The organism is Paenibacillus mucilaginosus 3016 (genome assembly GCF_000250655.1).
Taxonomy (GTDB): domain Bacteria; phylum Bacillota; class Bacilli; order Paenibacillales; family NBRC-103111; genus Paenibacillus_G; species Paenibacillus_G mucilaginosus.
Window position 1 is genome coordinate 1,202,465 of sequence record NC_016935.1, and the last position, 23,844, is coordinate 1,226,308.

18 protein-coding genes, 9 tRNA genes and 1 riboswitch are annotated in these 23,844 nt (G+C 59.1%); of the genes, 18 read left to right on the plus strand and 9 right to left on the minus strand.

Annotated features, from left to right (window positions below; translation table 11 throughout):
• Positions 1-3: 3 nt before the first annotated feature.
• The gene (locus tag PM3016_RS05470) at positions 4-1,827 is read left to right on the plus strand and encodes an ABC transporter ATP-binding protein (protein ID WP_014368693.1); all 1,824 of its coding nucleotides are present in this window, start codon (positions 4-6) and stop codon (positions 1,825-1,827) included.
• Positions 1,824-3,962 (plus strand): ABC transporter ATP-binding protein, encoded by a 2,139-nt coding sequence (locus PM3016_RS05475; RefSeq protein WP_014368694.1) that lies wholly within the window; start codon positions 1,824-1,826, stop codon positions 3,960-3,962. The genes PM3016_RS05470 and PM3016_RS05475 overlap by 4 nt, the downstream gene beginning before the upstream one ends.
• Before the next feature lie 163 nt (positions 3,963-4,125).
• On the opposite strand, the gene PM3016_RS05480 is transcribed toward PM3016_RS05475, so the two are convergent.
• A complete protein-coding gene (locus PM3016_RS05480; protein ID WP_051044957.1) occupies positions 4,126-5,118 on the minus strand; it encodes an AraC family transcriptional regulator in 993 nt (330 codons plus the stop codon).
• 316 nt (positions 5,119-5,434) lie between these two features.
• Here PM3016_RS05480 and PM3016_RS05485 point away from each other — a divergent pair, with 316 nt between their 5' ends.
• The 12 genes from PM3016_RS05485 to PM3016_RS05540 all read left to right on the plus strand — a co-directional run bounded on the left by PM3016_RS05485 (position 5,435) and on the right by PM3016_RS05540 (position 12,183).
• Positions 5,435-6,694 carry a glycoside hydrolase family 1 protein gene (locus PM3016_RS05485; protein ID WP_014368696.1) on the plus strand — a complete coding sequence of 420 codons (1,260 nt, stop codon included), beginning with the start codon at positions 5,435-5,437 and terminating at the stop codon, positions 6,692-6,694.
• A gap of 39 nt (positions 6,695-6,733) precedes the next feature.
• The gene (locus PM3016_RS05490) at positions 6,734-8,116 is read left to right on the plus strand and encodes an MFS transporter (protein ID WP_013917358.1); all 1,383 of its coding nucleotides are present in this window, start codon (positions 6,734-6,736) and stop codon (positions 8,114-8,116) included.
• A gap of 44 nt (positions 8,117-8,160) precedes the next feature.
• Positions 8,161-11,055, plus strand: a complete 2,895-nt coding sequence (locus PM3016_RS05495) for an alpha-L-rhamnosidase (RefSeq protein WP_041619385.1) — start codon at positions 8,161-8,163, stop codon at positions 11,053-11,055.
• Positions 11,056-11,409: 354 nt separating this feature from the next.
• Positions 11,410-11,485 (plus strand) — tRNA-Ala (locus PM3016_RS05500).
• Between the two features lie 16 nt (positions 11,486-11,501).
• Positions 11,502-11,573 (plus strand) — tRNA-Glu (locus PM3016_RS05505).
• A 12-nt stretch (positions 11,574-11,585) separates the two neighbouring features.
• Positions 11,586-11,661, plus strand: a tRNA-Val gene (locus PM3016_RS05510).
• Between the two features lie 16 nt (positions 11,662-11,677).
• Positions 11,678-11,754 (plus strand) — tRNA-Asp (locus PM3016_RS05515).
• A 17-nt stretch (positions 11,755-11,771) separates the two neighbouring features.
• Positions 11,772-11,847, plus strand: a tRNA-His gene (locus PM3016_RS05520).
• Positions 11,848-11,856: 9 nt separating this feature from the next.
• Positions 11,857-11,931 (plus strand) — tRNA-Gln (locus PM3016_RS05525).
• A gap of 9 nt (positions 11,932-11,940) precedes the next feature.
• Positions 11,941-12,013, plus strand: a tRNA-Lys gene (locus PM3016_RS05530).
• Between the two features lie 8 nt (positions 12,014-12,021).
• Positions 12,022-12,108, plus strand: a tRNA-Leu gene (locus PM3016_RS05535).
• A 3-nt stretch (positions 12,109-12,111) separates the two neighbouring features.
• A tRNA-Gly gene (locus PM3016_RS05540) sits at positions 12,112-12,183 on the plus strand.
• 169 nt (positions 12,184-12,352) lie between these two features.
• On the opposite strand, the gene PM3016_RS05545 is transcribed toward PM3016_RS05540, so the two are convergent.
• The 5 genes from PM3016_RS05545 to PM3016_RS05555 form a co-directional block, all read right to left on the minus strand.
• Positions 12,353-13,138, minus strand: coding sequence for a YheC/YheD family protein (locus PM3016_RS05545; protein WP_013917360.1), 786 nt, complete (start codon positions 13,136-13,138; stop codon positions 12,353-12,355).
• 310 nt (positions 13,139-13,448) lie between these two features.
• Positions 13,449-13,607 (minus strand): hypothetical protein, encoded by a 159-nt coding sequence (locus PM3016_RS38425; RefSeq protein WP_013917362.1) that lies wholly within the window; start codon positions 13,605-13,607, stop codon positions 13,449-13,451.
• Positions 13,608-13,942: 335 nt separating this feature from the next.
• Positions 13,943-15,379 carry an NAD(P)/FAD-dependent oxidoreductase gene (locus PM3016_RS05550; protein ID WP_014368698.1) on the minus strand — a complete coding sequence of 479 codons (1,437 nt, stop codon included), beginning with the start codon at positions 15,377-15,379 and terminating at the stop codon, positions 13,943-13,945.
• 52 nt (positions 15,380-15,431) lie between these two features.
• Positions 15,432-15,530, minus strand: a riboswitch (purine riboswitch).
• 94 nt (positions 15,531-15,624) lie between these two features.
• The gene (locus PM3016_RS38430; protein ID WP_013917365.1) at positions 15,625-15,771 is read right to left on the minus strand and encodes a hypothetical protein; all 147 of its coding nucleotides are present in this window, start codon (positions 15,769-15,771) and stop codon (positions 15,625-15,627) included.
• A 226-nt stretch (positions 15,772-15,997) separates the two neighbouring features.
• Positions 15,998-16,726, minus strand: coding sequence for a superoxide dismutase family protein (locus PM3016_RS05555; RefSeq protein ID WP_013917366.1), 729 nt, complete (start codon positions 16,724-16,726; stop codon positions 15,998-16,000).
• 291 nt (positions 16,727-17,017) lie between these two features.
• Here PM3016_RS05555 and PM3016_RS05560 point away from each other — a divergent pair, with 291 nt between their 5' ends.
• The 4 genes from PM3016_RS05560 (at position 17,018) to PM3016_RS05575 (ending at position 21,165) form a co-directional block, all read left to right on the plus strand.
• Entirely contained in the window at positions 17,018-17,992 is a 975-nt protein-coding gene (locus PM3016_RS05560; RefSeq protein WP_014368699.1) for an aldo/keto reductase family protein, read from the plus strand.
• A 65-nt stretch (positions 17,993-18,057) separates the two neighbouring features.
• Positions 18,058-18,819, plus strand: a complete 762-nt coding sequence (locus tag PM3016_RS05565; protein WP_013917368.1) for a YheC/YheD family protein — start codon at positions 18,058-18,060, stop codon at positions 18,817-18,819.
• A 195-nt stretch (positions 18,820-19,014) separates the two neighbouring features.
• Positions 19,015-19,521, plus strand: a complete 507-nt coding sequence (locus tag PM3016_RS05570; RefSeq protein ID WP_014368700.1) for a hypothetical protein — start codon at positions 19,015-19,017, stop codon at positions 19,519-19,521.
• A 225-nt stretch (positions 19,522-19,746) separates the two neighbouring features.
• Positions 19,747-21,165: a HEAT repeat domain-containing protein gene (locus tag PM3016_RS05575; protein ID WP_014368701.1), complete on the plus strand. Its 1,419-nt coding sequence runs from the start codon at positions 19,747-19,749 to the stop codon at positions 21,163-21,165.
• Positions 21,166-21,438: 273 nt separating this feature from the next.
• Here PM3016_RS05575 and PM3016_RS05580 read toward each other — a convergent pair whose 3' ends face one another.
• The 3 genes from PM3016_RS05580 to PM3016_RS05585 all read right to left on the minus strand — a co-directional run bounded on the left by PM3016_RS05580 (position 21,439) and on the right by PM3016_RS05585 (position 23,823).
• Positions 21,439-22,371, minus strand: coding sequence for a manganese-dependent inorganic pyrophosphatase (locus tag PM3016_RS05580; RefSeq protein WP_014368702.1), 933 nt, complete (start codon positions 22,369-22,371; stop codon positions 21,439-21,441).
• Between the two features lie 139 nt (positions 22,372-22,510).
• The gene (locus PM3016_RS38010; protein WP_013917373.1) at positions 22,511-22,690 is read right to left on the minus strand and encodes a hypothetical protein; all 180 of its coding nucleotides are present in this window, start codon (positions 22,688-22,690) and stop codon (positions 22,511-22,513) included.
• A 119-nt stretch (positions 22,691-22,809) separates the two neighbouring features.
• Complete coding sequence (locus tag PM3016_RS05585) at positions 22,810-23,823, minus strand: pectate lyase family protein (RefSeq protein ID WP_014368703.1); 1,014 nt, start codon at positions 23,821-23,823, stop codon at positions 22,810-22,812.
• Positions 23,824-23,844: the final 21 nt, after the last annotated feature.

Here is a 23,844-nt window from a genome sequence, read left to right on the forward strand (position 1 = left end):
GCCATGGTACGCAAGGATATCTTCTGGTCCCACATCAAACGCAACCGCTGGGCCTATGTCATGGGTTTTGCATTATTGTCCATCTCCTCCGTGCTGCAGCTCGTCATTCCATGGCTGCTCGGCCGGTTTACCGACAGTCTTCAGGTCGGAGGCTTGACGTACCAGGGGGCGGTCCAGCTTGCGGTGTGGATGACGGCCGCCGGTTTTGGTATCGCTTTCTTCCGGTCGGTCTCCCGGATTTATCTCTTCCGCCTCTCAAGGCAGCTCGAAATGCGGGTGCGCGGCGAGCTCTTCGAACACTGGGAGAAGCTGTCCGCCCAGTACTTCAACAACCGGCGGATCGGCGATCTCATGTCGCATGCGATCAGCGACGTGGGCGTCGTCCGCGAGGTGACGATGCAGGGCTACTTCAACGTGATGGAGGCCGTCTTCCTCATCGTGGTGTCGGTCGCCGCCATGGTCACTTCAGTCAATCCGTGGCTGACGCTGCTCACGATGCTGCCGCTGCCGCTTCTGTCCCTGCTTGCCTACCGTTTCAACAAGCGGATCATGCAGCAGTCGGCGGACATGCAGGCCGCGATCTCGGACCTGACGAGCCGGGTGCAGGAGTTCACTGCCGGGGTCCGGGTGGTGAAGGCGTTCGTTCAAGAGAAGGCGGAACGGGCCTTGTTCACAAAGGACAATCAGAAGGCGGTCGATATGAACCGGCGGTTCGTCCGCTCGAACTCTCTGTTCGGCGCGCTCAGCACCGGCATTGTCGGATTCTCGTTCCTGGTGTCCGTTGTCCTTGGCGGGATTATGGTGCTGCGCGGCACGATCACGCTCGGGGAGTTCGTCGCCTTCAACACGTACTTATCCCTGCTCATGGGACCGATCGAGAACCTCGGCAAAGTCGTGAACCTGCTGCAGCGCGGGCGCGCCTCGGAGCTGCGGCTCCTCGACATCTTCAACACCCAGCCGGATATCGTGGACGACGTTATGGCGAAGGAGGAGATTACGGAGATTCAAGGGGAGATCGAGATCCGCAATCTCACCTTCTCCTATCCGGAAGCGAAGCGGCCGACCCTCCGCGACATCTCGCTGAAGGTGCCGCGCGGCTCGAGCCTCGCGATCGTCGGACGGGTCGGCAGCGGCAAGAGCACCCTGGTCCACCTGCTCGTGCGGCTCTATAATCCGCCTGCCGGAACCGTGTTCATCGACGGGCATGACATCCATGAAATTCCGCTGCGGACCCTGCGCGGGCAGATCGGGATCGTGCCGCAGGATCAGTTCCTCTTCTCTTCGACGATCCGGGACAACATCGGCTTCGATCCGAAGCCGTACAGCGACGAGCAGGTCGTGCAGGCGGCCAAGATCGCCCAGGTGTACGACAACATCGTCGAGTTCCCGAACCAGTTCGATACGGCCCTTGGGGAACGCGGCATCTCCCTGTCCGGCGGCCAGCGCCAGCGGGTATCGATCGCCCGGGCGGTGATCAAGAAGCCTTCCGTGCTCATCTTCGACGACAGTCTGTCGGCAGTCGACACGATTACGGAGGATCTCATCCTCGAAGGGCTGCAGACGGTGATGACGCAGCGGACGACGATCATTATCGGCCACCGCATCTCCTCCGTACAGAATGCCGACCAGATCATCGTGATGGATCAGGGGCGGATCGTGGAGCGGGGCACCCATCGTTCGCTCGTGGCCCAGAGCGGCATCTATGCGGATATGTACCACAAGCAGCTGCTTGATGAGGAAGCGGAACGCCAGGAGAGCGAAGGGGCAGGAGCAGCGGATGCCGCATCGCAGGCTTCGCTCAGGCTGAAGGGGGGAGCGGGGGCGTGAACATACATACCGAAGCGCCGGAAGGCAGCAAAATGAAGGACTCGCAGCTGCTCCTGAAGCTGCTCTCTTACGCCAAGCCTTACTGGCGGATGATCCTGCTGTGCATCTCTTTGGCTTTTCTGATCGTGGTGGCCGACCTGGTCCGGCCCTACATCTTGAAGGTGGCCATCGACGGGCACATCAACGGCCTCGGGCACCCGATGCTCTCGGCGCCGGCCGGACAGCAGGCCGCCGCCGAGCTGGAGAAGTACGGCCGTGTGACCGAATGGAACGGCCGGGAGTATGTCCGCCTGGCGCCGGAGGAAGCTGCCGCAGATCGGGCGACAGCGGCAGCCGCCGGAGCGCAGCCCGCGCAGATCGTCTCCGCCGGGGGCCGGCCGTGGCTGATCGACGGCTGGCTTCCGGCAGAGGCCGGAGAGGATGAACCGGCCGTCACGGTGCGCGGCGAAGGGTCCTCGGCGGTGCTCTCGGCCGGCGGCCGGGAGTTCCCGGCCCGGCAGCTCGACGAGGCGGCGGTCGGAGCGTTCCGCGCCCAGGATTACCGCGGCTTCCTCGAGCTGGGAGCCGTCTTCCTGGCCGCCGTCCTCGGCAGCGCCCTCCTCGGGTACCTGCAGAGCAACCTGCTGCAGTATACGGGGCAGACGATCATTTTCAACATCCGGCAGCAGCTCTTCCATCACCTCAGCCGGATGTCGATGTCCTACTTCGACCGCAATCCGGTCGGCCGTCTTGTCGTGCGCGTCACGCAGGACACGGAGTCGCTCAACCAGCTGTACTCGCAGGTGGTCGTCAATCTCGTCAAGGATATAATCGTGCTTATCGGCATTATCATCGTCATGCTGCAGCTCAGCGTCAAGCTGGCGCTGCTGTCGTTCGCGGTGCTGCCATTCCTGGCGGCGCTCACCTTCTGGTACCGGTCGGTGATCCGGCAGGCGCAGCGCCACTCGCGGGTCATTCTCTCCCGGCTGAATTCGTTCCTCGCGGAGAACCTCTCGGGCATCCGTATCACCCAGCTCTTCATCCGCGAAGAGCGGCAGTGGGAGCAGTTCGACCGGCTGAACACGGACTACTACCGCGCCGGCATGCGCGGCACGGTCATCAACTCGATCTTCCAGCCGGCCATCGGGTTCCTCGGCAATCTGGCCATCGCGCTGCTGCTGTGGTACGGCGGGGCCAGCGTCATCGAAGGCGGCATCACCTTCGGGATCGTGTACGCCTTCACGCATTATGTGCGGCAGTTCTTCCAGCCGCTGCTGTCCCTTGCGGAGAAATATAACCAGATTCAGACGGCGATGGTCGGGGCGGAGCGGATCTTCGAGACGCTCGGCGAGAAGCCGGCCATTGTGGATGCGGCGCAGCCCTGTAAGCTTCCGGCCGAGATCCGCGGCGAGATCCGCTTCGAGAACGTCTGGTTCGCCTACAGCGGCGAGGATTGGGTGCTGAAGGATGTGTCGTTCACGATCCATCCGGGCCAGACCATCGCGTTCGTCGGGGCCACCGGGGCCGGCAAAAGCTCCATCATCCAGCTCGTGGGCCGCTTCTACGATATCCAGAAGGGCAGCATCAAGCTCGACGGCGTCGACATCCGCCAGATTCCGCTTGATGATCTGCGGCGGTATATCTCCATCGTGCAGCAGGATGTCTTCCTGTTCACCGGGGATATCGCCTCGAACATCCGGCTGAACAACACGGAGATCACGGACGAAGAGATCCGTCAGGCTTCGCGGATGGTGCACATGGACGACTTCGTCCGCTCCCTGCCGGACGGCTACGGCACGCTGCTCGGCGAGCGGGGCATCAACCTGTCGCTGGGCCAGCGGCAGCTGCTCTCCTTCGCCCGGGCGATCGCCTTCCGCCCGCAGATTCTGATCCTGGACGAAGCGACGTCCAATATCGATACGGAGACGGAGCTGATCGTGCAGGATGCCCTGCACAACATCTCCGAAGGCCGTACGACAATGATCGTCGCGCACCGTTTATCCACAATCCAGCATGCCGACCAGATCATCGTCATGCACAAGGGGCGGGTGCGTGAGACGGGGAACCATTACCAGCTGCTGGCACAGCGCGGGTACTATTACCGGCTGTATGAGCTGCAGTACAAGGAGCAGAAGCCGGTCCCGAAGGCGCGGTAAGCGGTGGGGTTTGGGGCTTGCTAGTACGATGAAAAGAATATAAATATCAAGGTGTAATCTCCGGACGTACTTTTGGATTTCAATAGTACGTCTTTTTCGTTTGGCTTGATGCGAAATAATCCAATCCATCGACCCCGGCATTCCGTTTTGCAAATGTCTCTATTCACTCCCCTTTTCTATTGCGGTATTCACTTGGCGTTTCGCCAAAGACCTCTTTGAATTTCTTATGAAAGAAGGACATGCTGGAATAGCCGACTTCCTCGGCAATGTCGGTAATGGGCATCCCTGTATTTTTGAGATAAAGGGCCGCCTTGTTCAACCGCTGGAGCTGAAGCAGATCCTTGAACGACTTCCCGGTAGCCCGCTTCAGAATGGCGGATAGGGCGTTCGGATGAAATTTGAACTGGGCGGCCATCTCGACAAGGGAGCAATCCCGGTAGCGTTCTTCAATGTAGCGCAGAAAATCAATGATCGAGGCGTCCTCTTGACGGCGGCCCGGTGACGCTGCGCCCCGGATGTCAGCATGTCGGACGAGCTCCGTAAACAGGATGACCAAGTAGGAGTTGATGATGTCGTGCGAGCAGACGCCGCGGTCGAAATATTCGCACATCAGCTGCTCCATGATTTGGCCGGTCTTCTTGACACCATCCAGAGGAAAATAGAGAAACTGGTTCGTTCTGCGCTTGTCGATCATGGAGTTAATGAGAAATTGAGAAATAATACTTTTGCCGGTGAGCCGGTTCAGAAAGCTGGAAGACAGATAGTCGTGTCTTAATTTCATGTCGATGACCATGTCGCCGGGTCTTGTCTCCAGTACGGTGTGAGGGGTCATCTTATCGATCAAGATCATGGCGCCTTGAGCCAGCTCGATCGGCTGTTCGTTGATCTGAACGGTGCAGGTCCCTTGATAGACATAAACGAGTTCGATATAAGGATGAACATGCATCGGTACGGTGGCAAAGGGCCGCTGCAGGGAGATGACCAATTGATCGTCAATGAGCTGATTGGCAATGTTAAAGATCAGGTCGAACAGAAACACGGGAATCCCGTTGATGGTCAGCACTTTGGGCTGGAGTCTTTCCTTGATTTCTTCCCAGTCCACGGCAAGCTTGCTTTGGTCCAATAAAAAATCATGCAGTTCGGAGGTTTCCATCATTCCTGCCCTTTCCCGTATTCAGCGGATGAATTTGATTTGAGCATAGCTGCAGCAGGGTTGGTAAGATTCACCACCCCATATTCGATTTGATTCGAGCACACAATCGATTTCATATTAGCATTATCAGCACCGGAAAGCATTGCTATGATGAATCCAGGGGAACGAATCCAAAGAGCGGGCAACAGGGGAAGCAAAAGTGGAAACGAAAGCAAAAGTGGAAACGAAAGCGGAAACAAAAACGTTTCGGCGACATCCCTCCAAGGCCGCACCCGGTCTACGTCAGCCCTTTTCCAATTTCAAGACAGGAGTGATCCAGATGGAATATATTTTTCCACAGCAATTTATGTTCGGCTCGGCCACGGCGGCTTATCAAGTCGAAGGCAACAATACCAACAGCGATTTTTGGGCGGAGGAGCATGCGGAAGGCTCTCCGTACCAAGACAAGTCCGGAGATGCAGTCGATCATTACCGTCTCTATAGAGAGGATATCGCACTCATGGCCAGCCTCGGGCTGAAGGCTTACCGCTTCTCGATCGAGTGGGCAAGAATCGAGCCGGCTCCCGGACAGTTTTCCCTGTCGGCCATCGCGCATTACCGGGATGTACTGCAGGCCTGCTATGAGCACAGGCTGACACCTGTCGTCGCTATGCATCACTTCTCATCCCCGCAGTGGCTGATGCGATTCGGAGGGTGGGGGAGCGAGGAAGTTCCGGAACGCTTCGCGAAGTATTGCGAATTCGTGTTTCAGGAGCTGGGCGACCTTATTCCCTACGTGCTGACATTCAATGAAGTCAATCTTCCGGTTATGCTCCGCGAGGTGTTCAGCAGCATCGGCATCATACCGCCGGTCGGCATTGACGGCGCAGCCTGGACGGCACCCGGATGGCGGGCATCCGCAGCACAGCTGTGCGGCACGACGGCGGATCGATACGTCACCTTCCACATGATCTCGGACGAGCCGAAGATTGCGCTGCTGATGGAAGCCCACCGCCGCGCAAGGCAGACGATCAAACGTCTGCAGCCGAACGCCAAAGTCGGGCTTTCGATGGCCTTATCCGACATTCAGTCCGTTCCGGGCGGAGAAGCATGGGCCCAGCAGAAATGGCAGCAGTATTTCGAACAGTATTTGCCTGCCTTGGAGGGCGACGATTTCTTCGGTCTGCAGAATTACACGAGGGAAGTCTACGGACCCGAGGGCCGGGTGACACCGGCTGCCGACGCCGAGCTGACCCAGATGAAATATGAGTATTACCCCGAAGCTCTGGGGCAGGTGATCCGCAAGGTTGCCAAAGCGTTGACGCTTCCGATATTCGTCACCGAACATGGCGTGGCTACGGATGACGACGAGCGGCGGATTGAATTTATCCGGCGCGGCCTGCAGGGGGTTCATGCTTGTCTCGAAGAGGGCATTGATGTAAGGGGCTATCTGCACTGGACGACCTTCGATAACTTCGAATGGAATGCCGGTTATTCGATGCGGTTCGGCCTGATCGGGGTGGACCGGACGACTCAGGAACGGACCGTGAAAGAAAGCGCACGTTATTTGGGACGGATCGCATCCACGAAAGTGCTGTAATGCAAGCGTTTGCACCAAATCATCTTAGGGGGTTCAGCCATGAGCAGCTCAGCGGGTATCGACAACGGGAATACGGGGTATGGGGAGAAGCTGTCGCTGAAGGAACGATTGGGGTATGCCGTGGGCGATTTATCGACGAATATCATCTTTACCGCGATCTCGACCTTTCTCACGTTCTTTTATACGGATATTGCCGGCATCTCGGCAGGCGTGGTGGGGACGATCTTTTTGATCACCCGGATCGTGGACGGTATCATTGATATTGGCATCGGCGCTTTGGTCGACCGCACGAAAAGCCGGCACGGCAAGGCCCGTCCCTGGATCAAATGGATGGCGGTTCCGTTCGGCTTGTCCGTCATGGTCTTGTTTACGGCTCCGAACCTGGGAGAGACCGGAGCGATCATATACGCGAGCGTTACCTATTTCGTATGCATGATGATCTATTCCGCCATCAACATCCCCTATAGCGCGATGAATTCGCTGATGACGCAGGACCCGTATCAGCGGACTGTGCTGAACATTACGCGTATGGTGCTGTCGCTTACGGGAGGCGTGGCTATCAGCATGTTCACAATGCCGATGGTGCAAGCCTTTGGCGGGGGCAAAATGGGCTGGGCGATCACCTTCGGCATCATTGGAGCGGTATCTCCTTTACTTTACGCGATCACCTACAAAACAACGAAGGAGCGGGTCAAACCCGTTGTCGTGCAGAAGGACATCCCCTTGCGAAAAGGCGCGAGGGCGCTGCTCCGCAACAAATACTGGATCATTGTCCTGCTGTTCTCAGTCATTCTTTTCTTGAACACCGGCATCAGCAGTGCGCTGAATATTTACTATGCCCAATATATTCTGCACGACCCCGGCCTGGTAGCGGCACTCGGGATCGGGAGTATACTTCCGATCATTGTCGGGATCCTGCTCTGTGCGCCGCTGATGAAACGCATCGGGAAGAGGAATACCATATTGGTCGGATGCTTCGTTACGCTGGCCGGTTCGCTTCTGATCCTGGTCGATCCCTCCCATTTTGAAATTGTCCTGATCAGCACGATTCTCAAAACACTCGGCGTTGCTCCGGCGGTTGCTACGGGCTCCGCTTTGCTGGCCGATACGGTGGAATACGGCGAATGGAGAACCGGAGCGCGCACGGAAGGCCTGATCTTCAGCGGAGCCTCGCTCGCCTCGAAGATCGGTAGCGGCTTCGGCGGCGCGATCGTCGGCTGGGCGCTCGCGATCGGCGGTTATGCCGGCGGGCTGAGTGAACAGAGCGATTCGGCGATTACGGCCATCAAGCTGCTCTACATTGGGTTCCCGATCGTCCTGGTGCTGCTGCAGATCGGGTTCATGTTTATGTATACGCTGGAGAAGAAGCTGCCTTCGATTGTGGAGGAGCTGCAATCCCTGTCCGTTCCGTCGGAGAAGTAAGGAGCTTCACAGCGGAGTAGGCGATGAGAAAGGATACCGAAGTGATGAATCCATTGAATGTATATTCATTATCCTGCGAATACAGGACGAACCCGCTTGGGCTGGACGTGGATCGGCCGCGAATCAGCTGGAAGCTCCAATCGGACCGCAAGGCAGCGATGCAGTCGTCATACCGTGTGCAGGTGGAAGCCTCGGGCCGTACCTTCGACAACAATCCCGTCTGGGATTCCGGAGTCGTAGCCTCCGAGCAGTCCATTCATGTCGAATACGCCGGCCCCGAGCTGGCGCCGCGGACACGTTATTATTATCGTGTCAAGGTTTGGGATTCCTGCGGAAGGGAATCGGACTGGAGCGAAGCGGCCTGGTGGGAGACCGGCCTGCTTGGACGGGAGCCGTGGAGAGCGGACTGGATTACCCCGGCCGCGGATGGGCTGGATGCTGCCTCGGAGGCCGTATTTCTTCTCCGCAAAAGCTTTTCCTTACAAAGCCGCATCACATCGGCAAGAATATACGCATCGGCGCTTGGGCTCTATGAGCTCTATCTGAACGGCAGCCGTATAGGAGAGGAACTGCTCGCGCCAGGCTGGACCAGCTACGGGCACCGCATCCAGTATCAAACCTATGATGTCACGGCGCTTCTACGGAAGGGCGTCAACGGAATCGGTCTTATGCTGGCGGACGGCTGGTATAAGGGCGGTATGGGAGAGGGGAAATTCCGGTACGGGGACCGGCGGGCCGCCTTGCTCCAGCTGTGCGTCCGCTATGAGGACGGCTCGGAAGCGTGGATCGTCACCGATTCCTGCTGGAAGGCCGCAGCCGGACCGGTGCTTTATTCCAATATCTACAACGGAGAGAAATACGATGCCCGGCTGGAGCGGGAGGGCTGGAGCACGGGAACATTCGAGGATAACGATTGGAAGGCCGTCGAGGTGCTGGACGGGCCGAAGGACAAACTGGTGGCTCAGGAGAATGAACCGGTTCGTGTCACGGAGGAGATCCGTCCCGCGGCTGTTCTTCTCACGCCGAATGGCAATACGGTGCTGGACATGGGCCAGAATATGGTCGGCCGAATCCGGCTGACCGTGAAGGCGCCCGCCGGCACATGCATTAAGCTAAAGCATGCCGAGGTGCTTGACAAGGAAGGCAATATCTACTTCGGTAATTTGAAAGAGGCCCGGCAGGAAGTCGAATATATTGCCAAAGGGGAAGGGACCGAGGTGTATGCGCCCCGTTTCACCTTCCAAGGCTTCCGCTATGTCCGGGTCGAGGGCTATCCGGGAGAAGCGGGCGTGCTCCCGCCGGACAGCTTCGTCGGCCAGGTCATGCATACGGATATGAACCGGACAGGCGGCTTCGAATGCTCCGACCCGCTGGTCAATCAGCTCCAGCGCAATATTGTCTGGGGACAGCGCGGCAATTTCATCGACGTGCCGACGGACTGCCCGCAGCGCAGCGAGCGGTTGGGGTGGACGGCGGATGCGCAGGTGTTCGTCTCCACCGCCCTGTTCAATTACCAAGGCGGGCCGATCTTTACGAAGTATATGCGCGACCTCAAGGCGGACCAGCTGCCGGACGGCGGGATTCCCTTCATCATTCCGAACGTCCAGGACGGCGATTCCGCCGCAGGCTGGGGGGATGCCGCCGTCATCATCCCGTGGACGCTTTATCAATATTACGGCGATAAGCGGATCCTCGAAGAGCAGTACGCCAGCATGAAGGCCTGGGTCGAATATATACGCGCCCAGGGAGAGAACGAGTATGCCTGGAACACCGGCTTCCAGTTCGGTGACTGGCTGGCGCTGGATGCGAAGGAGAACAGCTACGTCGGGGCTACCCCGCGCGACCTCGTGGCAACCGCTTATTACGCTTACTCCACCCGGCTGCTGCGCAGCAGCGCCGAGATCCTCGGGCGAGGGGAGGATGCCGAGGAATACGGCAGGCTCCTGGACGGCATCCTCTCGTATTTCCGCGGGGAGTATGTGACGCCGTTCGGGCGGATGGCCGCACCGACGCAGACCGCTCACGTGCTTGCGCTCGTGTTCGGGCTGGTCGACGGTTCCGCCCGCAAGCGGATCGCCCGCGACCTGAACGAGCTGATCGTCGAGAACGACTACCATCTGACGACCGGCTTTGTCGGGACGCCTTATCTGTGCTTCGCGCTGTCGGATAACGGATACCACTCGACGGCCGTGAAGCTGCTGCAGCAACAGAGCTATCCCGGATGGCTGTACCCGATTACGAAGGGCGCCACGACGGTTTGGGAGCATTGGGACAGCATCAAGCCGGACGGCTCGTTCTGGAGCGATAACATGAATTCCTTCAACCATTATGCTTACGGCTCCATCGGGGACTGGCTGTACCGGAAGGTGGCCGGACTCGATATGGACTTCTCCGCGCCGGCCTATAAGAAGCTCAGGCTTCACCCGAAGCCGGCGGCAAGGGGGCTGCGGTCGGCCTCCGCTTCGTTCGAGTCGATGTACGGTGAGATTCGCTCCGGCTGGCGTACGGCCGACGGGCGGATCGAAGTTACCGTTCGCGTGCCGGCCAATACGCGCGCGGAAGTGCTGCTGCCCGGGGCACAGGCGGCACACGTGCTTGCAGGCGGCCAGCCGCTCGCCGGGACAGAAGGCATTGGACCGGGCTTCGAGACGGAGGAGGGCTTGCTTCTCACGGTCGGCTCCGGCGATTACACGTTCACGTATAAGAACGACGATCTGTTCCGGGTGGCCTATACCGAGGAGAGTCTCGTCAGAGAGCTGCTCGCTTACGAAGAGGACAAGGAGCTGCTGGTGAAGCATCTGCCCGAGGTCGACCGGCCGCCGCTGAAATTCTACGTCAAGAACTTAAGCCTCAAGCAGCTGATGAAGGACAAGTCCAAAGGGATTACCGCAGAGCGGGTTGCCGGCCTGCTGCAGGAGCTGAACCGGATCGTTTATTAATTCCTACACATGAACCGCCTGGATCCGCATCGACGAGGCTTCCAGGCGGTTTGCCGTGAGAGGCGCAAAGTCTAGAATCTGTTCCTGTTGGGTCGAAGCCAGACAAAAAAAGAGAAGCTTGCATCTTTCGACAGAATATGATAGATTACTCCTCGCGGCAAAACACGTTGGGTGAATTCGCAGCCGAACGGGAGATACCGCCTGTAACAAATTGGATTGAAATTAGAGGTTGCACCGGTCGACGAAATATGCTAAATTAGATTCTCGTCGGGGCAAGCTAGCAGATTAGCAAGCGGCATATGGTAGAGAATAGAGAGCTTCCGTACGTATGCAGACATCCGATACTTAATGCATGGGGCCATAGCTCAGCTGGGAGAGCGCCTGCCTTGCAAGCAGGAGGTCAGCGGTTCGATCCCGCTTGGCTCCACCATGATTTCCTGACACAGGGCCCGTTGGTCAAGGGGTTAAGACACCTCCCTTTCACGGAGGTAACAGGGGTTCGAATCCCCTACGGGTCATCTTTATCCCATGGAGGCTTAGCTCAGCTGGGAGAGCATCTGCCTTACAAGCAGAGGGTCGGCGGTTCGATCCCGTCAGCCTCCACCATGATTGTTTTTGGCTTGGAGCCGTGGTGTAGAGGCCTAACATGCCTGCCTGTCACGCAGGAGACCGCGGGTTCGAATCCCGTCGGCTCCGCCATTACTTATTTCTTTGCGGCGGTCGTGGCGAAGTGGTTAACGCACCGGTTTGTGGATCCGGCATTCGAGGGTTCAATTCCCTTCGACCGCCCCATATGTCTTTTGGGGATTAGCCAAGCGGTAAGGCAACGGACTTTGACTCTGTCATGCCTAGGTTCGAATCCTAGATCCCCAGCCATTTGAGTTTGAGCCATTAGCTCAGTCGGTAGAGCACCTGACTTTTAATCAGGGTGTCGTAGGTTCGAGTCCTACATGGCTCACTTTATATGCGGTCGTGGCGGAATTGGCAGACGCGCTAGATTCAGGTTCTAGTGGTGTAACAGCCGTGGAGGTTCGAGTCCTCTCGACCGCACCACCTGCGGAAGTGGCTCAGCGGTAGAGCATCGCCTTGCCAAGGCGAGGGTCGCGGGTTCGATTCCCGTCTTCCGCTTACGTAAGCTTGATAGGTGAATACAAAAAAGAGACCATGATCTGGTCTCTTTTTTGTTATATTCGCAGATGGAGACGGACGATACTTCATCCGGCTTGAAGAGCTGTCCTTCTAGCGAACCCGATCATCTTAACAAAAACAACCATGCCACGGAGCCCGAAAAGGCAGCTTACACCCGCGGCAGCTTTCTGCTTTTATACCGCCCGTTCGCCTTGGCGTACAGCAGCACCCGGCGGAAGATGCGCTTGTTCTTCAGCTCATTGAAGATGCGCGCGTCCGGTGCGGTATTGACTTCGAGCACCCAGGGGTGCAGCCTCGCATCCATGCCGACATCGACGCCGAGCTCCCGGAAGCCGGGGTACTTCCTGCCGAGATCATGGGCGATTCTCAGCCCCAGTCTCGCGAGGGAAGCGGTCAGCCGGCGTCTGCGGGCGGGAGAGAGGCGGGAGGCGAAGAGAATGCGAAGCGGCAGCGGCCGGCCCTGGCTGTGATAGTTCGTCACAGCCCGTTTCGGGTGGGCGAGCCGCCCGATGATGCCGGTGGTCCGCCATCTCCGGGTGGCCGTACGCTGCACCATGACCCGGATATCGAACGGACGCCCCTGCAGGGTCAGGAGAGGGATGCCCTGCTGGACGAGATACGGCCGGGGGAACTTCGTCCGGTACAGGGAAGCATAGAAGGCGCCGAAGGAGGTGAATGTGCGGATCGTCGTCCCCTGCTGATAGCGCAGCAGTGTTTTTCCGCGTATCCGCCTTACCTCGGCCCGGATTACACCTTTGCCGCCGGAGCCCTTGACGGGCTTCACATAGATCATGCGGTATTTCTTTAATAGATAGAGCAGGTTCGTGCGGCTGAAGAGCCGCGTCTCCGGAATGAACTTCCGAAGACCGCGGTTTTGGAGCAGTCTTTTGGTTTTCGTCCACTTGCTCACCAAGGTCCGTTTGGCCGGCTTCATGGGCTGATGTCTCCTTCACGGATAGATTGGGAAGGCGTGCTCCTCCTTCCCCAGTGACATGCCAAACCCATTGTATTCATGGCGCGGCGGGAACACTTGGACGAGAGCCTGCCCGCCTCCGGTCCGGCGGAAAATGGTGTTTTCGCACAGCCCCAAAGCATGCAGGCCAAAAAGCCCCCCTTCTGTTCATGAACAAGAGAAGCGGCTTCGAAGTATAAGAAGTTATATCTCATCAGGACTCCCGAAGACGCAAAGGGCCAGGCGCCTTCCGAAGGAAGCCGAACCTGTCCCGGATTTTTTGGATATGTGGTCAGCGCTGTTCCTCGTCTTTGTCCTCGTCTTCTCTGCCTTTCTCCCTTTCCTTATCCCGTTCGGACAGTTCCTTGCCCAGTTCGTGATAGAGGAAAAAGGCCTCATAGCTGATCCCCATCTGGCGGAGGATCTCTTCGACTTTCAATGTAACTTTCATAATACCTCCGGGAATCGGTGGGGTGGTGGTGCGGGGCGAATAAGGAAGGTTGTCTGAAACGGTTGTAAGAGAAATATACCAGATGAACTTTGAAAAGTATGTCGAAAGACCTTAAAAAAACTTTAGGTGAAATCACGGAAGATCAAGCAGGAAATGAAGAGAAAGCCGCGGCATCGGCTGCATTCGATGAGAAGGACGGTCGATGCCCCATGCCGCGGAATGGATGAAGGGATCAGGGCGATCCGCCCGATGGCTTGGCGGACGATTCAGCCGCGGCATAGGTTCTCCCGAAGACCAAACGGACGATGTCCCGTGCCGCGGCATAGATGCAGGGATCAGCCGATCCGGTCGACGACCTGGCGGGCGATCCATACGCCGGCGGCTCCGGCTTGGGCCAGGCCGCGGGTCACCCCGGCGCCGTCTCCGCCGCAGAAGAGACCGCGGATCTCCGTCTCAAACTGCTCGGTGAGCTTCGGACGGGCGGAGTAGAACTTGGCTTCCACGCCGTAGAAAAGCGTATGCTCCGCCGCGATGCCCGGGGTCACCTTCTCGAGCGCCTGGATCATCTCGATGAGGCTCTTCATCGTAATATAAGGCAGCACGAGACCGAGGTCGCCCGGAACCGCTTCCTTCAGCGTGGGCTCGAGGAAGCCTTCCTTGATCCGGTCCGGCGTGGAGCGGCGGCCGCGCATGATATCGCCGTACTTCTGGATGATGACCCCGCCGTTCGAGAGGTCGTTGGCTCTGCGGCAGATTTCTCTGGCGTACTCGTTCGGCTTGTCGAACGGCTCCGTGAACTTGTGGGATACGAGCAGCGCGAAATTCGTATTGGGCGATCCGAGATTGGCATCCTTGTAGGAATGGCCGTTGGCCGCCATCACGCCGCTGTGGTTCTCCACCACGACATGGCCCGAAGGGTTGCTGCAGAAGGTGCGCACCCGCGTGCCGACCGATGTATTGTAAATGAATTTGCCTTCGTAAAGATGTTCATTGATCTCGCGCATGACGATATCCGAGGTTTCGACCCGCACCCCTACATCGACCTGGTTGTTGAACATCCGTATCCGGCGCTTCTTGAGCACCTGGGCGAGCCAGGCGGAACCGTCGCGGCCGGGGGCGATCATCACGTTATCGCTCTCACAGGTGTCACCGCCGGACAGGACAATGCCCTTGACGACCTGCGAGTCGCCGTCCTTCACTGTCAGGATGTCCTCGACTTCCGTCTTGAACCGCATCTCGATACGGGGGGCCAAATATTCGAAGATCGACTTCAGAATCTCCAGGTTCTGCTCGGTCCCGAGGTGGCGCACCTGGGCCCGCAGCAGCTTGAGTCCGGCCGCGTATCCCCGCTGTTCGATCTCCCGCACCTGTGCGGTTGTCGGGTCGGTCAGATCCGGCACCGCCCCATGCTGCAGGTTGATCTCATCGACATAGCGGATGAGCTCCAGCACCCGGGAAGGCTGCAGATAGTCGGTCATCCAGCCGCCGAACTCGGTGGTGATGTTGAATTTGCCGTCGCTGTAGGCGCCCGCACCGCCGAAGCCGCTCGTGATCGAGCAGGCCGGCAGGCAGCCGGAGAAGTCCTTTTTGCCCGCGGGAGGCGGACACAGCCGGATCTTCTCCTCGAGAATCGGGCAGCTCCGCTTGTAGATATCATGTCCTTTGTCCACGAGAAGCACCTTGGCTTCCGGACGCTTCAGCGTCATCTCATAGCATGCGAATATGCCGGCAGGTCCGGCGCCGACTACGATCAAATCATACCTTTGACTCACAACTGATCTCCGCCTTTATCATCGAAAATAAAAAATCCCAGCTTCGCCGGGTACCGCAAAAGAACCCGGTCGTAGCTGGGAAGTTAAGGCTCCCCGTAGAGACCTTCGGGCCAATTCCCGAAGATATACGACTGATCGATATGAAATCGTCACTTCAACCTTATAATAGTCGAACGTTACCTGGTCGTCAATAAGGAATGTTCGTTATTTTAAGGACAAGGGGAATAAAAAAAGGCTGCTGAAAATCAGCGGCCTTCTTTGCTGTCGTCTTCTACCGGCTCCGTTGAGAGCTTCATGCTCCCCGGTCCGTCGTGATCGAGCACGAGGTTGACTTCATGGGACTTGCCTGTCTTGGGGTCGACCGAGGTAATTCTTTCTTTCTGCTCATCCATGGGGATCACCTCCGCCTTATAGCATGGACTGGGAGAGGTCGAATTATCCATTAGATCCGGCAGGAGATGCCGGGGGCTCAGTCGTACAGGCGGAAGATGCCCCAGAAGCCCTCCGGGACCTGTTGGGGTCCCCGGAGGCCGGACTAGGTGGACGGACTGCGGTGGCTGCTCCGAAATGCCGGTGCTTGGAGTGGACGCCCCGCCCCCAGAAGTCGAACGGCCGGAATTACTGCGGAATATTGCCGCCCGCGATCCGGTCTCCGGAATTGCCGGACGGATCGGTCTTGTAGTCGTCCGCAGCGGCGTGAATGATCAGTGACTTGCCGAGCAGAGAATGCTCATCGCCGGCGGTCAAGGTGGCGCCTTCGACCAGAAGCTCGGCTTCGGCCGTGCCGTCCGCTTTCACTTCCAGGTTCACGAGGTCGCCGATATGTGCGCCTTCGGGGTTGTCGTGGCCGTGCTTTTTACCTTCGGGATTGAAGTGTCCTCCCGCTGTCTTGAAGTCGCTGCCCTGGATGGCCGACTCATGCACGTGAATGCCGTGGAGGCCCGGCGTCAGGCCGGAGACGCTCACTTTGACGGAGACGCCCTGCGGAGCGGCCGTCAGTACGGCGCTGCCGAGGCTCTTGCCCGCGGCGTCCGTCAGCAGCACGTGCGGCTGGCCGATGGAGACGGAGGACGTATTGCCGTCCCAGTAGACCGCTTCGGTCACCATCTGGCCGACCATGCGCAGCGGTACGTAGGTAGTGCCCTCATAGATCAGCGAGGAAGGAACCTTCGTGCCGTTGTTGTCGAATTCGGCGGCCGGCGTTTTGTCTTCGCCGTTCACGAAGAACTTCAGCTGCGGGAAGGAGACGTCGATGGACTGCGTCGCGGCATAGGATAAGCCGGAGAAAAAGAGCGTGCCGCACAGGAAGGCGGCGGCCAGGTGCTTCTTGCCGTACTTTCGGGACATGGGGAATCCTCCAATTCGCGGGAATATTTAGGAATCTTGTCGGAATCTATCCTACTATACGGGAGGGGGTGCGTTCAACTTTTGCTAGAGATGGGAGGGAGACTATCGTGAAGGTAACTAGGTTTCCCGGAGTTGCGTACTATCCGCGTTCCCAGTGGTAGGCTATAATAGCGCTGAAGTGCAGTGAAAGCGGTATCCAATGGAATGGGAAGTCTGCAAATCGGAAACGGGAAGCTGCAATCGGAGACGGGAAGTCCCCAAAAAATGATGAATGGAACGGGAGAGAGAGGAATGAAATACAGACGCGTAGGAAACAGCGGCATCCAGGTCAGCGAGATCGGGCTCGGAAGCTGGCTGACGTATGGCACGGCAGCCGAGCAGGAAGCGGCGGATGCCTGCATCCGGTCGGCTTTCGACCTCGGCATCAACTTCTTCGATACCGCCAATGCGTATAACCGGGGAGCCGGCGAGGAGGCGGTGGGGGCGGCCCTGAAGCCTTACCGGCGGTCGAGCTACGTGCTCTCGACGAAGGTCTACTTCCCCATGGACAGCGGTCCGAACGACCGGGGCCTGTCCCGCAAGCATATCATGGAGCAGTGCGAAGCCAGCCTGAAGCGCCTCGGCACCGATTATATCGATATCTACTTCTGCCACCGCTACGATGAAGGGACACCGCTGGAGGAGACCCTGCGGGCACTCGACGATCTGACCGCCCAGGGCAAAATCCTCTATGCGGCCGTCAGCGAGTGGAGCGGGCCTCAGATCGCGGAGGCGGCGGAGATCGGCCGGAGGCTGAACCTGCGTCCGCTGATCGCGAACCAGCCGATCTACAACATGTTCGAGCGCTACATTGAGAAGGACGTCATGGGGGTCAGCGCCAGAAACGGCATCGGCCAGGTCGTGTTCTCCCCGCTGGCGCAGGGCATTCTGACAGGCAAGTACAAGCCGGGGGCCGAGCTCCCGCAGGACAGCCGCGCGGCCAACGATCAGGTGAACGGTGTCATCCGCAGCTACCTGCAGGACCGGGTGCTCGAGTGCGTGCAGAAGCTCGAAGAGACGGCGGCCCGTGCGGGCCTGACGCTCTCCCAGCTCGCCCTTGCCTGGGTGCTGCGGCGTCCGGAAGTCAGCTCGGCCATCATCGGCGCGAGCCGGCCTTCCCAGATCGAGGAGAATGTCAAGGCGGTGGAGGCGCAGCTACCGGAGGAGATCCTGACCGAGATCGAAGCCGTTCTGCACGAAGTCCGCGATTTCGCTCCGGCGAGGTAGGACAGAGGCGGAGGCAAACGGGGGAGCTTGGCGTACACTGTGGAGAAAGGAGGCTGCGTATCAACGTGACCAGTCTGACTTACAACGACAAGTGGGGAAAGACCAAGTGGCTGCTGGGCAGCAAAGCGCTGAAGCCCCATGTTCCCGACACGAAGCCTTTTACCAGGAGCGGTCTGCAGACCATGCTGCAGCGCTACCCTTCGTCCGTGTATTTCAAGCCGACCCGTGGCTCCGGGGGGAACGGCATTGCGCGCATTGAGCGCCTGGCGTCCGGCAAGTATCTGCTGCACCATGGTGAGAAGAAGCGGGTGCTGACCTCCCTGGGGAGTCTCCATGCCGAACTGAAGCGGTTTGCCGGCCGGCGTCCCTACCTGCTGCAGCGAGGCATTCATTTGCTGAAGAGCCAAGGGAAGCCGTTCGATCTGCGTGTCATGGTGCAGAAAACGAGCCGGGGCAGGTGGCTGTCGACGGGGATTTTCGCGAAGCTCGGCAGGCCGGGCAAGGTGGTCAACAACTATCATCAGGGAGGCCGGATCGTGCTTCTGCCCACGGCGCTCAAAGGAGCGGGTATCTCCAAGGAGCGGCGGGACCGCATGAAATGGCAGCTGAAGCGGATGGGGACCCATGCCGGACGCTGCTTCGACCGGCACCGCAAAGGCTTCCGCGAGCTCGGGCTCGACGTGGCGATCGACCGCAGCCGGCGCATGTGGATCCTGGAGATCAATACACGCCCGCAGTTCTATCCGCTGAAAGCGCTCAAGGACAAAAGCATGTACCACCGGATCTGCCGGTACGCCAAGCAGTACGGAAGAACGAATGGCCGGTAGGCGGAACTTGTCGGGGCCTGGGGGCCAGTGATCCTATGCGCGCGGAGGGGGGATTCCGCCGGCACTAGAAAGAACGCGGCGGCCGTAGAGCCCTTGACCTACAAAAATTATTTTGCCGCAGGGGTCCGGAGCTTGTTTTCAAACGGCTTCAAACGTGTAATGATGAGTATAACCTCATTCAAAGGAGCCGCATCCATGAACAAAGTACGCCTTGTACTCTACGCGCTGATCCTATCCCTCCTTGTCCCTGCAGCTGCGCTCGCTTCGAGCGGCGGCTATGTCCCTGTCCCCCCAAGTCCTGACACGCATCCGGCTTACATTACCGGTTTGACCTACGGGCAGGATGGCGGTCTGAATCTTACGGCCGACTATATCCAGTGGTTTGAAGGAACCGAAGCCGACCGGGTCTTCGCGGAGAAAGAACCCGATTCGGGCCTGAGTGCGGCGCCGAACGGTTATTATATCGTCAATGAAAATCCGAAGCTGCGTACGCTCCCCGTCCATCCGGATGTGCAGGTGCTGATGCAGATCTACAACCGGACCGGCGAGCCGGGCGGTGCCGGCATCCAGTGGAACGAGGAGGTCTCCCTTCAGCGGTTCACCGAGATTCTGAAGGCCGAGCCTTACCTGCAGGAGTATCCATATCATCTCGTGGTCAAGAACGGTCAGGTGGTACGGATGATTCAGCAGTACATTCCATAAGAGCGGAATGGCCATAAAGTGCGAATGCAATACGCAGTCCAAGCGAGAGCTGCCGGAGAAGGGTCCGGCGGTTCTTTTTGTATGCCGAGGCGCTGGATTTGTCCCTGGGAAGCTTAGGATTGTGCAAATATGGCTTAGCTTTGTCTATGTTCCGGCCGCGGCCGTCCTTCTATAATGGAACCAGAGTCAAGGAGCCAGGAGCTCCGCCATCCGGGAGGGATCGAGATGAACAACGAACGGCAGCCTGTTTTACTTACCGATGAGCAGATGAGAACCTTTATTACGGAAGGGTTCCTCATCCTGAAGACGGATTTCCCTGAAGACTTTCACCGCAGTTTGCTGCAGCAGCTGACGCATGTCTACGAGAACGAGGGCAACCCGGGGAACAACCTGCTGCCGCGGATCCGCGAGGTGCAGATGATCTTCGACCACCCGGTCGTCACCGGTGCGCTGACGAGCGTGCTCGGCCCCGGCTACCTGATGCATACCCACCGGCACGGGCATTTCAACGCATCGCCGAAGGCCGGAGGCTGGCACAAGGACAGCTACTGGGGCTACAAGCGGATGCGCAACCACCACCCGTGGTGGGCGATGATCATGTACTTCCCGCAGGACACGCCGGTGGAGCTCGGACCGACAGGGATTATGCCGGGGACCCAGAACTATGAGTCACGGGTCTTCGAAGCGGATGAAGTGACGGGAGAAGCGCTCGCCAGCGGGGGAGCGGGGACCTTCGCGCTGATTCACTACGACATCTGGCACCGGTCGACAGCGAATATCCTCGGGCAGGAACGCTATATGCTCAAATTCGAGTTCATGCGGACGCAGGCGCCGTCGGCGCCCAGCTGGGACCACCGGGAAGCCGGCTGGAAACGGCCCGCCGCCTTCAGCACGGAGATCCACGAGCATGACCTCCTGTGGGAGGAGACCTGGAACTGGCTCTGCGGCCGGGTCGGCTCACTGGCCGGCACGCAGCCGGCGGATGCCGGCCGCGCGGCGGAGCTGGCGGCACGGCTGGAAGAGGCGTCCGAGCCCGAGGCGCTGAACGCGGCGTACACGCTGGCCGGCATGGGCGCACCGGGCGTGCAGGCGCTGCTCGCGGCGCTCGAGCGGGGCAGCGGGCACGCGTCGCGGCTGGCGACGTACGGCCTGTCGGCCGCCGGCGCCGAAGCCGTGGGCGGCTTGACCGCCGCGCTCGGCAGCCCGCAGCCGCTCACGGCCGAGTATGCCGTGTTCGCGCTCGGCGAGCTGCGGTACCTCGCCGCGGGCAGCGTGCCGGCGCTGAACCGGCTGCTCGAGGCGGGCGCGCCCGCCGAAGTGCGCCGTGCTGTCGCCGAAGCGCTCGGCCTCATCGGCACGCCGGCGGCGGAGGCGGTCGCCGGTCTGACCCGCTGCCTCGAGGACGCCGACGTGCAGGTGCGCTTCACCGCCGGCCTGTCGCTGGCGCGTCTCGGCGCCCCGGCCGAAGCGGCGGTGCCGCAGCTTGCGGCCGCGCTGGAGGACGAGAACCGCTATGTGCGGGGTCATGCCGCCGAAGCGCTGCACTACATCGGAACGGAGCAGGCGAAGGACACGCTGATCCGGTTCCTGATGAATTCGCGCTGGTGCCCGAGCACGACGCCGCAGAGCACGTTCTATCCGTAAGGGGAGCGGGAGCGGCGGGGGTGAGAGAGGGCTGGCCGGCGGCCTGTGCGCCGGTTTCCGCCGGCCCAGCGAACGGCCTGGCCTTGCCGGCAATCGATGCGGCCGTGCTTCAACCTGGCGTTACGATAGACGTGAGCCGCAGTTGTATGCAGGAGCGGTGGCCGGGAATTCATAGGGCAGCTGCCGTACCCTGCAACGAAAAAAACGGATCTCCGCGCTGAAGCGGAGGTCCGTTTTTATGTAACTATTCACCAGGCCCAGGGGTTCAGGCTCTTACAGGCTGTTGAAGGCTTCCGTCAGGACAGGCACAACCTGCGATTTGCGGGATACCACGCCTTTGAGGAGCGCTTTGTTGTTCTCGAGCGTTACGTTGTAAGCTTTCTCGACTGCGTTCGTCTTGCTTCCGAGTGCCAGAGCAACGGAATCGTTGTTGAGGATGTCCGTTACCACGAAGACGAACAGGTCCAGGCCCTTCTCGGAGATGACCGCGTTCAGAGCGGCTTCCAGCTCGTCCTGACGGGAGAGAACGTCGTTCACGTCAACCGCGTTGACTTGAGCGATCTCGACCTTGGAGGAGCCCATCGTGAATTCCTTGGAGTCGAGGGAGATCAGCTGGGCGATCGTCTTGTCGCTGAGGTCCGCGCCGGCTTTGAGCATCTCGAGGCCGTAGCTCTCGGCGTTCACGCCTGCGATTTCGGCCAGCTCGCGTGCTGCCGCAACGTCTTCTTCCGTGCAAGTCGGCGATTTGAAGAGGAGGGAGTCGGAGATGATGGCCGACAGCATCAGGCCTGCCACTTCCTTGCGGATCGATACGCCTTTCTCCTTGTAGATCTTGAGGAGGATGGTAGCCGTGCAGCCTACAGGCTCAGCGCGGTAGTAGAGCGGGTAGCTCGTCTCGAAGTTGGCGATCCGGTGGTGGTCGATAACTTCGAGCACGCGCACCTGGTCGATGTCGCTTACGCTTTGCTGGCGCTCGTTGTGGTCGACGAGGATGACGCTCTTCGTTTCGCCTGCAACGCTGTCTACCTGACGCGGCGCGTCTACGCCGAAGTGGTTCAGCGCGTACTGGGTTTCACCGTTTACGCTGCCGAGGCGTACGGCTTCCACGTTCTGGCCGAGCTCTTTCTTCAGCTCAGCATACGCGATGGCGGAGCAGATTGTGTCGGTATCCGGGTTCTTATGACCGAAAATCAGTGTTTTTTCCATGATCTTATCTCCCTTATTCGTCATTTTATCGTAGAAATTGTACCATAGATTCCAAACTCCTACTAGATTATATCCCTAAAACCTCCTTATTCCAATTCCAATACGCTGATTATACGCAAGTGTCAAAAAAAATTCAGAATCAGCCGCGGACCGGAACCAAGTGACCGCATACGTAATCCGCTACGCTGCAGTGGGGTGTGGGGCCGTAAGCCCAAGGAACATACCGTTTGGGAAGACTCGGCAGCCCTCTGCCGTCCCCGCCGAACAACAGTTCAAAAGCGGCCTCTCCCGATAGGAGGGCCGCTTTTTCGTCCGGCAATCGCCCAGCCGTCCTTAAGGACGGCGGAGCCGTTCATGCAAGTGGGGCGGGGCGCGGACGTGACGGAGAATCATCGTGCGCCCCTGACCGTTTGGCCCCGCCTGCCTCTGCCCGGAAGGTTACGGATTCACTTTGCCTACGCCGGCATATTGCGTGACCAGCGCTTTGACGTTATCCACGGCATCCGGCGTGTAGCTGTACGGCGGAGTAAACGTCGTGGTCGAGGTTGTCGGCTGGCTGCCGGTCGAACTGACGAACTTGTTGCCCACAACATGCCAGTAGCCGACCGCGTCGCTGTCGAGCGAGGTGATGGGGTTGTTCACTTTCTCGAAGTGATTGTGCTCGATGCGCAGCTTGGCGCCCATCCGGGAGTTGATGCCGCTCTCCAGCACGTTGTAGTAGTAGTCGTTGAAGACATGCCCGGTGCCGAAGCGGTAGCTCGGCGTACGGGAGTTGACGTTCTCCCACCGGTTGTGGTGGTACGTGATTTTGCGGTCATAGTTGTCGCTGTCGGAGGAGCCGACCAGCGAGGTTTTCCAGCTGTCGTGCAGGTAGTTCCAAGAGAATGTAATGTACTCCGCGCCGGTTCCCTTCGCATCCAGGAGGCCGTCGTAGTAGTCCTTGTTGACATTCAGGGAGTTGTAGAGCTCGTTATGGTCGACCCAGATGTTCTTGGCCGGCCCTTCGATCGAGATGGCGTCCTTGTCACCGATGTTGACGTGGTGAATCTTGAGGTTGCGTACGATGACGTTGTTGGCGCGCCAGATCTTGAGGCCGATGCCGTTGAACTCACCGGCCGTCCCCACCCCGTAGATCGAGACGTTATTGATGTCTTTGATATCGATCTTGGACAGGCCCGGGGAGTTCGCCGGAGTGATCGTACCGTTGACGTAGACCTTGAGCGGCTTACTCGGGTCCTTGGCCTTCAGGGCCGCCTGCAGGGCGGAGCCCGTGCTGACGGTCACGGTGACCGCGTTCGCGCCTTCGCCGCCGGTCGTTCCCCCGTTCAGGGTGGAGTAGCCGACCTGGCTGAAGTCAGGGGCGGCCTGGGCCGGAACCACCAGTACGGCAGCGGCGAGCAGGGCGGCGGTCAGGGAAGCGATTCCGGTTTTCTTCATGGTTTGATTGCGCATCATCATTCCTCCAATGGGTTG

Coding starts and splice junctions, on each gene's coding strand:
- PM3016_RS05470 (WP_014368693.1), top strand. CDS start 4: ATGGTACGCAAGGATATCTTCTGGTCCCACATCAAACGCAACCGCTGG.
- PM3016_RS05480 (WP_051044957.1), bottom strand. CDS start 5,118: ATGATGGAAACCTCCGAACTGCATGATTTTTTATTGGACCAAAGCAAG.
- PM3016_RS05485 (WP_014368696.1), top strand. CDS start 5,435: ATGGAATATATTTTTCCACAGCAATTTATGTTCGGCTCGGCCACGGCG.
- PM3016_RS05490 (WP_013917358.1), top strand. CDS start 6,734: ATGAGCAGCTCAGCGGGTATCGACAACGGGAATACGGGGTATGGGGAG.
- PM3016_RS05495 (WP_041619385.1), top strand. CDS start 8,161: ATGAATCCATTGAATGTATATTCATTATCCTGCGAATACAGGACGAAC.
- PM3016_RS05545 (WP_013917360.1), bottom strand. CDS start 13,138: ATGAAGCCGGCCAAACGGACCTTGGTGAGCAAGTGGACGAAAACCAAA.
- PM3016_RS38425 (WP_013917362.1), bottom strand. CDS start 13,607: ATGAAAGTTACATTGAAAGTCGAAGAGATCCTCCGCCAGATGGGGATC.
- PM3016_RS38430 (WP_013917365.1), bottom strand. CDS start 15,771: ATGGATGAGCAGAAAGAAAGAATTACCTCGGTCGACCCCAAGACAGGC.
- PM3016_RS05555 (WP_013917366.1), bottom strand. CDS start 16,726: ATGTCCCGAAAGTACGGCAAGAAGCACCTGGCCGCCGCCTTCCTGTGC.
- PM3016_RS05560 (WP_014368699.1), top strand. CDS start 17,018: ATGAAATACAGACGCGTAGGAAACAGCGGCATCCAGGTCAGCGAGATC.
- PM3016_RS05570 (WP_014368700.1), top strand. CDS start 19,015: ATGAACAAAGTACGCCTTGTACTCTACGCGCTGATCCTATCCCTCCTT.
- PM3016_RS05575 (WP_014368701.1), top strand. CDS start 19,747: ATGAACAACGAACGGCAGCCTGTTTTACTTACCGATGAGCAGATGAGA.
- PM3016_RS05580 (WP_014368702.1), bottom strand. CDS start 22,371: ATGGAAAAAACACTGATTTTCGGTCATAAGAACCCGGATACCGACACA.
- PM3016_RS05585 (WP_014368703.1), bottom strand. CDS start 23,823: ATGCGCAATCAAACCATGAAGAAAACCGGAATCGCTTCCCTGACCGCC.